The organism is Bacillus sp. ISL-46, from assembly GCF_018613205.1.
The window spans coordinates 15363-26867 of sequence record NZ_JAGGQR010000062.1 but is presented as its reverse complement, the minus strand read 5'-3'; the positions used below and the strand labels follow the sequence as shown (position 1 = coordinate 26867).

Sequence of the window (11505 nt, the reverse complement as noted above, 5' to 3'; positions counted from 1 at the left end):
CAAGCCTTTTCTCAATTATGAAGCTTATCTATAATTTTAATATAGTCAATTCGCGGTTGAAAACCAAGTGGGATCTGATGTCCTTGTTGTTCCACTTCCTCTTTGGTTATCGATTTTCTGCCGCCATTATTCATTCGTTTCCAAAATGTTAACAAGTGTTTTGCTTCGAGTAAAAAAACCTGCTCATATCTTGTAAAACGAAGGATAACAAAACAAATACCTCCTTGATCCAGTACTTCTTCCATATGCTGTATCTGGTGTTGATGGAAATTCTTTAATGGAAAAGAGGTAGGGTTCTGTGTTTCTTTAGCTTCGAAATCAATATACTTTCCTTTATAAACACCATTATAATCCGTGGTGGAGGCTAGTTTGAAATATGCCTCTTTAATTACAGCAGCACTGCGGTTTGGATAATCAACCTGGACAATTTGGACCGGCGTTGGTTTTTTATGAATAACAGCTACTTTTCTGGCACGGTAATATTCATTTGTCTCATTTAAGTCTTCCTCAAGTGTCATTCCTCTGTTACTATAAGAGCCATTTGTCTTTTTTTTATTGATATTTTCTGTGTTCTGTTCTCTTGGTACGTACCTTTTTCCGTTTGGATAGTTAAAGTTCACGTTTTACACCTCTCAAACTCTTCCTTATCATATCAAATCTTGACGAGAATGGGGTGTATAAAATACATTTGCATACACACTCTAATAACAATTGTACTGTGATTGCTAAATTTATACATGATGCATTTCTCATAAAAGGATTTAAACTCAATCATAGTACTAATAATCTATTAAAAAAACTTAAGGGAAGATGAATATGAATCATCTTACAATACAGGAACGAACAATCATTCGTCAAATTCAAGAGGAAACCAATAAAAAAAATGTCGATAATATCTCAAGGACTGAAGCATACTTTTCTTTTTTTAAAAAACATCCAGATATCATTTGGTCTTTCTTAGCAAGCATGGTATCTAGGAATGGGGGGTGGAATATGTGTGACCTCCAAGGGTCAATATTTCCTCAATTATTAACGGACATGACGAGAAAGCAGCTTTTCCTTACCTATGAGCGGGCAAATTGGTTGATTTTCCATGATGTCTATCCCCAGTTATTGGTCTACCAATATTCGACGAAATTAAATCGAAAAATGTTTCATTTACTCCCTTATTTTCATGTTTCTACGTTTATCCAAAAAGAATGGTTTCGATATTGGAAAGAAAATGATAAGAACAGACTAACCACTTCCTTAATCATAAATGAACAAAATGTCATTCAAACACCGGTTATTGATCACCCTCTATATAAGAAAAAGGTTTTCCATTCGAAGCTTTTTTCTTTTCAAGATTGGTTTCATTTCAGTTGTGTACTATTTCCAACCTGTGGGGGAGAAGTATATGGGGCAAGTGCAAATGGTTTCAAATCACTTTCAAAAAGAATCAACTTGGGTAAAAGACTAGCCAGCATACTTTTTCATCCACGGCTATTTCCTTATTTTTATGAATTCGCTGAAAAAACGCCGCATACTGGTTCAAGAAATGATTATGAACAATATTTTAAAATAAAAACTGGCCTGAAAACCCCGATTTTGCGAGTGAGTTTCCCAGTTATAAAGCATAATCAACATAAATATGAGGATTGGAGTTCGCAACGCAGGGTATCCCCCTTCTGGTTGTATCTTCCCGCACGACATCGTCACCCTATTCACCTTACTGATTGGTACTTTGCTAAATCAAACCAACTTCAATTAATGTTGGCCCTCCAAAAGACCTTGCAGCTAAAAAAATGGAAATAAAAAAGCAGGGGAAGTGTCCCTTGCTTTTTGGTTGGTTGTTATTCGGCAGGTCGATTTTCTCCCACAAGCTTTTTATCACCGTAGCCTGTTTTTGTTGCTGCATCTGATTGAACTGTTTGCTGCTTTTTGTTTTGTTTATTATTTTTTGACATTAAAAAACACCTCCAACAATAGCTTGTGCGCTTTTTTATTTTTTCATGCAGGATTTAATTGATGTCGAATTACATGGGGGAAAATGCCATTTTACCACTACCTTTGACGAATAGCTTCTAGTTTTGTCAGGGTAGAAGGAAGCCGAAAAAAGAAAGAGAATAATTATACTTAATAGAAAATGCTGGGAGGGTTTAATAGATGAATAAGCCATTGTCCGATAAGGAAAAGTTGATTTCAATGCTGTCAGTAATATACGATCAATTAGAAGAATTGGAAGTGGTGCTTGAAGCATCCTTCTCAGACCTGCGCAAAAGTTTAGACAAGAAAGAGCAGGCTAAGTTAATCGTATCAAAACAAAAACTAATGGGACTTGAACGGAGTATTGATAAAGTTAACTCCATTTCTAATTTAGAGATTGCCTGTGCCAATCCAAATCATGTGTCTAGAGCCCTACAACTTGAATTGGGCTATTAATTGCCTATAAAATAATAGTAACGATTAAAGTAGCATAAAGATCTTTGCTACTTTTTATTTTTTAGAGAAAGGGTTTATTAAAAAGATGTCTGAAGAAATTATCCAATTAACGGAAAAACTTTTAGCTTATAATAGTTTATTCATGAAGTACTATCTAGAGGGAAGGGAGTCAGGGCTCAAGCATGATTTTCATGAAGTGATTAAGCCATTTGCAAATGAAGTTAAGGAAATAAATGACCAATGGAAACATGCCATGAAGAAATGGCTGTCTGAAACGGACCATAAACATCTTCATTTAAAGCAAATCGACACGACATCTGAACATATTGACCAGTTGTCAATTCAATCCTTTTTCCCGGAAACTAGCAAAACGAGATTTTTAAATGCAAATCGTACGGTTGAATTTTTCCTTTTGGAAATATTAAAAGAGGTTAAAAAATAGAAAAGAGATGCAGCTGCATCTCTTTAATTATTATTAAGAATGTTCGATGAGGGAGTTTTCATTATCCGTTTCAGGTATTACCGCGCCTTGTTTTTCAAGTTCACGGACAAGAAGACGATATTCTTTAATGTTAATATCGTTTTGAATATACGCTTTCTTAGCAAAATCCATTAATGTATTAACATCATCTGGTGTATAATCCCGACTTTGAATAAATTTGCTTTTTAATTCGCGAATGTCCATATCTATTAGCTCCTCCTTCATCCTTTTTTCTATCGTATCATGAAAATAAAGGATTCCTAGTTTTTAAAATATTTAAACTTCAGACAAAATTCTCGTCATTTTGACATTATTATTCTTTTTCAAAAGAATCACCTTTCCTCTCTCTCCTTCATAATGTGTAGTAGATAAAAAAACGGAGGAGATGTTTGCCCATGTTTGGCAAAAAAAGGCCAGCTAATTACCTCAATTATGAATACTCGGGGCAAATGATGCAGCAAGGTCCAGTTGGTCAGATCAGGAATCAGCAGATTTTTAATAGTAATCAACCCTTCCATTACCAAGCTCAGCCCCAAAACTATGATTGGACCGCTTATCAACAACCCAATCAACAAATTCCTTATTACCCGCCAGTGTACCAGCAATATGAGCAAAACTATCAACATGGCTACGTTCCTCAAAATACGCCATACAATAGCCAGCCATTTTCGCAAAAAGATTCGCAATTCCTATTCCAGAACCCTTTACAGCCACAGGAAGAAATAGTTCAAAAACCACAGTATATGCCCATGAATGGTTATCCAGTGATGAACCCTTATCCTAAGCAAAGTGCAACCCCAAAACAGCCAGGAGGAGTCCAAACGTTTATGAATTCCTTCAAGTCCCAAGATGGATCAGTGGATATAAATAAAATGGTGAATACAGCAGGTCAAATGATGAATGCTGTAAGTCAAGTATCATCACTTGTAAAGGGATTTGGTGGAATATTTAAGGCTTAATAAAAAGCCCAGTTGATTGGAGCGGAAGGCGCGAAGACTCCTGCGGGAGGACGGGGCAGGGGAGAACCCACAGGCGCTTAGCGCCGAGGAGGCTCCCCGGACCGCCCGCGAACCGCAAGCGCCTGGAGTGGAAATCAACAGCTAAGTTTTAACAGCAAAAAGACGGCCTTTTTACTAGCCGTCTTTTCATATGGAAGGGAAATGGAATTTAGTCTTCGATATCTATAATTTTCCCCTTTTCCTGTGGAATGCGGATTTTTAATAAACCATCACGATAGGATGCTTTCACTTTCTCTTCATTAATCGTATGCGGAAGTGAAACCGTTCTTGATGATTTTTGGCGTAAGTATTTACGTCGATATAAATGATTGATTTCGTCTTCCTCGGTTTCAAGTTCGTTATTTTCCACAGAAATAGTTAAATAATTTCCAGAAATGTTTAAATGAATTTGCTCTCTTTTTATCCCTGGCAGTTCTGCAGAGATGATGTATTCTCCACCTGTTTCAATCGTGTCAACATGAAAGCTCGATCCAGATGGAAATGGACTTTTAAAAAAATCATCGATTGATTGTAGAAAGCCTTTGATTGGTTTTTCATTGAAAAAGTCGTTCATCGATTTCATTAACTCACCAAAAGCTTCTGTTTTCGGCTTTTTAGGGTCATTCTTATCACTCGGTACCTTAGATGACATTAAGTTCCCCTCGCTTTCCAGTATTTCACTCGCTATTATATGCTGGCTAAACTGGGTAGGTGCCGTCATCGTATGGCAATAATTTTATGAACGATTTATTACAGTTGCTTTAAATATGATGTATATCACATTAAATATTTAGGTCGATTAGTATAGTAAAGCAGAAATAAAATCGAAAGTGAGGAACTAAAATGTTCTGTTATCAATGTGAACAAACTCCATCTGGCGGCTGTAATGTCATCGGTGTGTGTGGTAAAGATGAAACCATTGCTAGCTTACAAGACACGATTATTTTTGCATTAAAAGGAATTGCGGCCTATCGAACCCATGCTAATCAATTAGGATATACAGATCCTTTTGTCGATGCCACCACCCATGAAGCCCTTTATTTGACTTTAACGAATTCAAATTTTAATGTTCAAGAACATATCGACATGGCGATGAAAGTTGGCCAATCAGCAGTCCGCGTAATGGAAATGCTAGATGAAGCTCATACAAAGCGTTTAGGCATCCCTGAGCCAATCCGGGTCAGCCAAAACAAAATTGAAGGAAAATGTATTATTGTTACAGGTCACAACTTATTTGCTTTAGAGGAACTATTAAAGCAAACAGAGGGAAAGGGTATCAATATCTATACGCACTCTGAAATGCTACCGGCGCACGGCTATCCAGCATTGAAGAAATATACTCATCTAAAAGGGAATATCGGAAAAGCTTGGTACGACCAGCGACGACTTTTTGAAAATTTCCCTGGAGCGATTCTAGCAACGACCAACTGTGTAATGCCAATTAAAGGGTCATATGCAGACAGGATGTATACATATGAAGTAGCAGGTCTTGAAAATGTAGAGAAAATTATTAATGATGATTTTACACCATTAATTAACCGAGCTTTAGAGCTTCATGAAGCTGCAATTGATTCCGAAGAAACATTGTTAACAGGGTTCCATCATGAAACGGTTCTAGGCTTAACACCTGAATTAATTGATGCAGTCAAAGCTGGTAAAATCAAGCGTTTCTTTGTTATCGCAGGCTGTGATGCACCGGGACCTGGCGGAAATTATTATCGTGAACTTGCCACTTCACTACCGCCAGAGACTGTTATATTAACAACCTCTTGTGGAAAATTCCGCTTTAATGACGTGGATTATGGTGTGGTGCCGGGAACCAATATTCCACGGTATATAGATTTAGGTCAATGCAATAACTCTGGATCAACTGTTAAGATTGCTTTAGCACTTGCAGATGCATTTGGATGTGAAGTGAATGAACTGCCGGTCAGCATCGTGTTATCTTGGTTTGAACAAAAAGCAGTTGCTATTTTGCTTGGTTTATTTAGCTTAGGGATCCAGGATATCCGCATTGGCCCGAAGCCGCCTGAATTTATCTCTGAAAGGGTATTACAGGTCCTTCAGGACCCCTTTAATCTAAAATTGATTGGAACAGCTAAAGAAGACATGGAAGACATGCTACAGCTCTCAATTAAATAAATATAATAAAACCGCAGCATAGATTTGCTGCGGTTTTTAATGTTTTAGATTAGATTAATTTCTTCCATTAGAATTTCAACATCTACGATCATGTTGCCTTCTTCATCTACTTCTATTAATTCATCTTTTTTCATTTTTGTTAGCGTCCTGCTTATGGTTTCTCTTGTCGTGCCGATCATATTGGCAAGATCCTTATTCGTGAATTCGGACTTTAAAAGGATCGTACCATCTTCTTGTTCTTTACCATGCTTCTGGGCGAGCCGAATCAGTAGTTTAATAATTTGTTCGTATGTGTTATTGAGAATCTGTTCTTCTAAACGATTTTGCAAATCAACGATTTTTTCTCCTAATACTTTAAAAACTTTAATACATAGTTCAGGGTTTTCAATCAGTACAGTTTCAAATTTTGAAATTGGAACAGCAATAAGAGTTGAGGACTCAAGTACTTCTGCATAGGCTGGGTAATCGCCTTTTCTGAAAAAACCTACATGGGGAAACATCTCACCTTTTTTAGCAATGGCGACGATTTGTTCTTTGCCATTAATGTCACTTTTATAAATTTTAATTTTTCCGTCATAAATAAAATAGACATTTTCAAGCGGGTCACCTTGGAGAAACACATGACTATGTTTTTTCCATTCCCTAGCTATAGCGATGTCAGAGATTTTTGTTATTTCAAAATCATTTAATTCACGAAAAAGGGTAAAATCAGCGAGCACCCTTTTAATTTCTTCAATTTTCATCCAATCACCTTCAAATATAGATTCCGTTACTATCTATTGTAACAAAAATTCTAGCAATAGTTTAATGTTATTGATATTTATTGGTTAAGTAGAATTTAAAGTTATTCTTACGCTTGGAAAAAAGTACTAGGCATATAAGAAATAAAAAAGTCGTTTTTTCTTTTGTTGCGAACGTTCATTCGTTAAAATAGAAGTAATGAGGTGAGGAAGCATGAAGTTAAGAAAAAGCCTGCAAGAAATTTTGTCAGACTTAAAAATAAATGATCAATTTAAGGAAAATATCGTTACATGGCACACCATCGAGGAAAAGCCGGCCCAAACAGTCCCGATGCCAAGAGACCTTCATCCGGTTTTAAAGTCTGCTCTAAAGAGCAAGGGAATTGAACAACTTTATACACATCAAAAATCAGCCTATGAAAAAATTATTGAGGGAAAAAGTATTGTTGCTGTTACCCCTACAGCTTCAGGAAAAACCCTTTGCTATAACCTTCCAGTTTTACAATCGATTCTAGCAAATCCAAGTACACGAGCTCTTTATATGTTTCCTACAAAAGCACTTGCTCAGGATCAAAAGAGTGAAATCAATGAAATTATTCAAGCGGCTGGCGTAGAGATTAACAGCTATACGTACGACGGGGATACACCAGCTAATATTCGTCAACGAGTAAGACAGGCAGGGCATGTGGTTATTACTAACCCAGATATGCTCCACTCAGCCATACTGCCACATCATACAAAATGGGTTTCTTTGTTTGAGAACCTTAAATTTGTTGTCATCGATGAACTTCATACCTATCGAGGTGTTTTTGGCAGTCATGTGGCCAATGTGATCAGAAGGTTGAAGCGTATTTGTAAGTATTATGGGAGTAACCCTGTATTTATTTGCACGTCAGCAACCATTGCTAATCCACTTGAACTCGCAGAAACCCTAACAGAAGAAAAGATGAACCTGATTGATAATAATGGGGCCCCTAGTGGTACAAAGCATTTTCTATTCTATAATCCACCTATTGTAAACAAACCATTAAACATTAGAAGAAGTGCCACACTTGAGGTTCGGAAAATTGCGGGTGAACTTTTAAAAAATAAAATTCAAACCATCGTTTTTGCGAGAAGCAGAGTTAGAGTCGAAATCATTTTGACCTATTTGCAGGAATTAGTAAAGAATCAGTTGGGAGCAAAATCCATAATGGGCTATCGGGGCGGGTATCTCCCAACCGAACGAAGGAAGATTGAAAAAGGGCTTCGTTCAGGTGATATATACGGTGTGGTCAGTACGAATGCACTTGAACTAGGAGTGGATATTGGGCAGTTGCAAGTGTGTATCATGACAGGCTACCCTGGTACGATATCCAGCGCATGGCAGCAGGCTGGAAGAGCGGGAAGAAGGCATGGAGAAGCCCTAGTCATTATGGTTGCAAGCTCCAGTCCCCTAGATCAATACATCATCCAGAATCCGGATTACTTTTTTAACAAAAGCCCTGAAACAGCAAGGATTAATCCTGATAATTTAATTATTTTAATCGATCATATGAAATGTGCTGCCTATGAACTCCCTTTTAAAGCGGGTGAGCATTTTGGAAGTGTAGAAACAGAGGAACTACTAGAATATTTAACAGAAGAACGTGTCCTTTATCATAATGGCGGGAAATGGTATTGGATGAATGATTCTTTTCCAGCACATAACATTAGTTTAAGGTCTGCATCACAAGAGAACGTGATTATCGTTGATCAGTCAGATGTTGCGAATGTAAAAGTAATTGGAGAAATGGATCGTTTTTCAGCGATGACACTTCTCCATGATGAAGCAATTTATTTACATCAAGGGACTCAATTCCAGGTAGAAAAGCTTGATTGGGAAGAGAAAAAGGCGTTCGTTAGGGAAGTCGATGTAGACTATTTTACTGATGCCAATTTAGCGGTTCAATTAAAAGTACTGGAAGTAGACAAACTTGAATCAATAGATGATGCTGAATTCGGTTATGGGGATGTTAGTGTAAGGGCGATGGCCACAATTTTTAAGAAAATTAAATTCGAAACCCATGAAAATATAGGGTCTGGACCGATTCATTTACCGGAAGAGGAGCTTCATACAAATGCGGCCTGGATTTCCTTAAACCATCCGATATCAGAAATGGGCCATGAGCGACTCGAACAGGGACTTGTCGGGACTGCGCATGCACTAAACCATATAGCTCCCTTATTCGTAATGGCCGACCCTCAGGATATTCATGTCATTCCGCAAGTAAAGGCAGACCATAACGAAAAGCCAACCATTTTCTTTTATGATCGCTACCCAGGTGGGATAGGATTAAGCGAGAAAATACACACAGGTATGTCGGAAGTATTTGAGGAAACAAAGAAAATGATTACTCGCTGTCAATGCGGATCCGGCTGCCCGTCATGTATTGGTACAGACACCGTTAGTGATACAGCAAAAAATGATACCTTAAAAATTATTGAAGCCTTTTTAAAACCCTCAATATAGGAGAAGGAAGATTAGCGATGTCGTTAAAAAATAAATTAAATCGTTTAAAACCACATCTTTCTGTTGGCGTTCAATCTGAAAAAATTAGTATTCCTCCTTTAGCGGTTAACATTGAGGTTCCTTTCAAGGAACAATGGGAGCAGGAAAACGTTTTTCCGTATTTTATGGATCAAAATTACTGTTTAATCAGAGAAGTGAAATATCCACTCTCATATCAGCATGGTCATTACTGTTTTCGTGATTTTCTAACCGCAGTAGATATATGGAACAAACAGCCCATAAATCATCCTTTATCAGCAGAAGGGCATCAATCGGAAGAATTATTCTTTTTTGATACTGAAACGACTGGACTTGGCGGTGGGGTCGGAAACACGATTTTTTTACTCGGCTATGCGAGCATTTCTGGTGATTCCCTTATCTTAAGACAACATATTTTACCGAATCCGGGGGCAGAGGTCCCTTTATATCAAAGCTTTCTAGAAAATGTGAATTATAAAACGCTGGTTACCTATAATGGGAAGTCATTTGATTGGCCGCAGGTAAAAACAAGGCATACGCTCGTAAGAGAACATGTGCCAAAGCTGCCGCAGTTTGGGCATTTCGATTTATTTCATGCGGCTAGAAGGCTATGGAAGCATAAATTAGACCGTTTAAAGTTAGCTGTTGTGGAGAAAGAGGTCCTTGGGGTAGAAAGGGTAGATGATATTCCTGGCTTTTTGGCCCCGATGATTTACTTTGAGTTTATTGATAGTAAACAGCCTGATGGAATGCTTGGTATTCTAAAACATAATGAAATTGATATTTTATCGCTTGTTACCTTGTATACACATATAACCTTTCAACTATGTGGAACAGATACTTCTCAAACCAGACCCGAGTCCTTTGAGGTAGGGCGCTGGTTTGCTTCATTAGGAGAACAAAATGAAGCAGAAAAAGTTTTGACCAAGCTTGCAAATGGAAGTGATTTTACTTCCTATCAAGCAAAGCATGCTTTAGCTATACAACACAAAAAAGAACGCGACTGGGAAAGAGCACGGAAATTGTTTTCGGATGTTGTTGATTCGGGTGATAAACCAATGATGTTAGATGCATGCCTGGAGCTAACCAAGATCCATGAACATAGGCTAAAAGATTATCAACTTGCGTTGGATTATTGTCAAAAGGCGATTATGATCGTATCACAATTTGAAAAACCACCTAAAATTACAGATCAAAAAAGCTTAGAAAAACTTAAATTTCGTTTAAGCCGGTTAGAGCGAAAAAATGCAAAATAACCTGTCTGACTATTGTTTTTTGTAAAGTTCATCTAATTGCCACAAAATCAGTGAAAATTAATTTAAAAAACCAGCATTTCCATATTGTTTATCATAGTTGAAAGAGGTAAAATTTGAAATTAGATTGAGAAAAAAACGACTAACAAAAAATTTGGAGCTGGTAACATGTATAAAGCGATTTTATTCTTATTTTTTATTGTCGTTTGTTTGACTGCAGTTATTTTTACGAGTTTAAAAGATAGCTTTTATTCTTTTTTATAGATGAAACATATGTCTAGGGTGGGCAGCCCTTTTTTGAGCAAAACTAGGCATATCTGAACATATATAAATATTGAAAACATAGCAATGAACGTATTAAACCAAAAAAATAGGTATTTTCATTAGTACAAGAGTAATCCCTTCAACATAGGCTGTAATGTAAACAAATAATTGAAGGGAGACTATTATATGTATCTTGGAACTAATTTTATGCCGCCAGTCATTCATCCGACTAAACAAATTGTGAACCATACGTTTTCAACGACAGTGGTTCCCCATATTCACCCTGTCCACACAACCACGGTAAATCACCATTTGTATCAACATAAACATTACTGTCCGCAAACTGCTTCTTGCGCTGAAGAGGTATGCAATCAGCAAATTAACTGCTGTAACCCATGTGCACCTGCTGCAATGCCAGCAGCTATGCCTGCTGCAAATGCTTTACCAAATGCTATGCCAGGAATGGGTGGTCCAGGCTTTGGACCAGGAGGCCCAGGCTTTGGACCAGGAGGCCCAGGCTTTGGACCAGGAGGCCCAGGCTTTGGACCAGGGGGCCCAGGCTTTGGACCAGGAGGCCCAGGCTTTGGACCAGGGGGCCCAGGTTTTGGACCAGGGGGCCCAGGCTTTGCACCAGGACCATTCATGGGTCCTAGACGTTAACTGAAGTAATGTCTTTTGCAGGGGCTTTTTAGCCCTT

At 37.7% G+C, this 11505-nt stretch carries 12 protein-coding genes; 8 read left to right on the top strand and 4 right to left on the bottom strand.

Annotation, left to right across the window (positions count from 1 at the left end; translation table 11 throughout):
* Positions 1 to 11: 11 nt before the first annotated feature.
* Entirely contained in the window at positions 12 to 620 is a 609-nt protein-coding gene (recU, locus tag J7E67_RS25875; RefSeq protein ID WP_214712104.1) for a Holliday junction resolvase RecU, read from the bottom strand.
* A 196-nt stretch (positions 621 to 816) separates the two neighbouring features.
* Between recU and J7E67_RS25870 the strand changes: the two genes are divergently transcribed.
* The 3 genes from J7E67_RS25870 (at position 817) to J7E67_RS25860 (ending at position 2863) form a co-directional block, all read left to right on the top strand.
* On the top strand, positions 817 to 1794 hold the full coding sequence (locus J7E67_RS25870) for a DUF2515 domain-containing protein (RefSeq protein WP_214712106.1): 978 nt from the start codon (positions 817 to 819) through the stop codon (positions 1792 to 1794).
* A 351-nt stretch (positions 1795 to 2145) separates the two neighbouring features.
* On the top strand, positions 2146 to 2421 hold the full coding sequence (locus J7E67_RS25865) for a hypothetical protein (RefSeq protein WP_214712108.1): 276 nt from the start codon (positions 2146 to 2148) through the stop codon (positions 2419 to 2421).
* Between the two features lie 85 nt (positions 2422 to 2506).
* Positions 2507 to 2863 (top strand): DUF1798 family protein, encoded by a 357-nt coding sequence (locus J7E67_RS25860; RefSeq protein ID WP_168244887.1) that lies wholly within the window; start codon positions 2507 to 2509, stop codon positions 2861 to 2863.
* 33 nt (positions 2864 to 2896) lie between these two features.
* Here the strand turns inward: J7E67_RS25860 and yppF are convergent, their stop codons facing one another.
* Entirely contained in the window at positions 2897 to 3106 is a 210-nt protein-coding gene (gene yppF / locus J7E67_RS25855; RefSeq protein WP_098931669.1) for a YppF family protein, read from the bottom strand.
* Positions 3107 to 3297: 191 nt separating this feature from the next.
* Between yppF and J7E67_RS25850 the strand changes: the two genes are divergently transcribed.
* Positions 3298 to 3861: a YppG family protein gene (locus tag J7E67_RS25850; protein WP_214712109.1), complete on the top strand. Its 564-nt coding sequence runs from the start codon at positions 3298 to 3300 to the stop codon at positions 3859 to 3861.
* Between the two features lie 208 nt (positions 3862 to 4069).
* On the opposite strand, the gene J7E67_RS25845 is transcribed toward J7E67_RS25850, so the two are convergent.
* Entirely contained in the window at positions 4070 to 4552 is a 483-nt protein-coding gene (locus J7E67_RS25845) for an Hsp20/alpha crystallin family protein (protein ID WP_088088761.1), read from the bottom strand.
* A 191-nt stretch (positions 4553 to 4743) separates the two neighbouring features.
* Between J7E67_RS25845 and hcp the strand changes: the two genes are divergently transcribed.
* Complete coding sequence (hcp, locus tag J7E67_RS25840; RefSeq protein WP_214733090.1) at positions 4744 to 6042, top strand: hydroxylamine reductase; 1299 nt, start codon at positions 4744 to 4746, stop codon at positions 6040 to 6042.
* A 44-nt stretch (positions 6043 to 6086) separates the two neighbouring features.
* Here hcp and J7E67_RS25835 read toward each other — a convergent pair whose 3' ends face one another.
* Complete coding sequence (locus J7E67_RS25835) at positions 6087 to 6785, bottom strand: Crp/Fnr family transcriptional regulator (RefSeq protein WP_168244883.1); 699 nt, start codon at positions 6783 to 6785, stop codon at positions 6087 to 6089.
* 211 nt (positions 6786 to 6996) lie between these two features.
* Between J7E67_RS25835 and J7E67_RS25830 the strand changes: the two genes are divergently transcribed.
* The 3 genes from J7E67_RS25830 (at position 6997) to J7E67_RS25820 (ending at position 11468) form a co-directional block, all read left to right on the top strand.
* Positions 6997 to 9273: a DEAD/DEAH box helicase gene (locus J7E67_RS25830; RefSeq protein ID WP_168244882.1), complete on the top strand. Its 2277-nt coding sequence runs from the start codon at positions 6997 to 6999 to the stop codon at positions 9271 to 9273.
* A 17-nt stretch (positions 9274 to 9290) separates the two neighbouring features.
* A complete protein-coding gene (locus tag J7E67_RS25825) occupies positions 9291 to 10547 on the top strand; it encodes a ribonuclease H-like domain-containing protein (protein ID WP_214712112.1) in 1257 nt (418 codons plus the stop codon).
* Between the two features lie 447 nt (positions 10548 to 10994).
* Positions 10995 to 11468 (top strand): CotD family spore coat protein, encoded by a 474-nt coding sequence (locus J7E67_RS25820; protein ID WP_214712114.1) that lies wholly within the window; start codon positions 10995 to 10997, stop codon positions 11466 to 11468.
* The last annotated feature ends 37 nt before the right edge of the window (positions 11469 to 11505 follow it).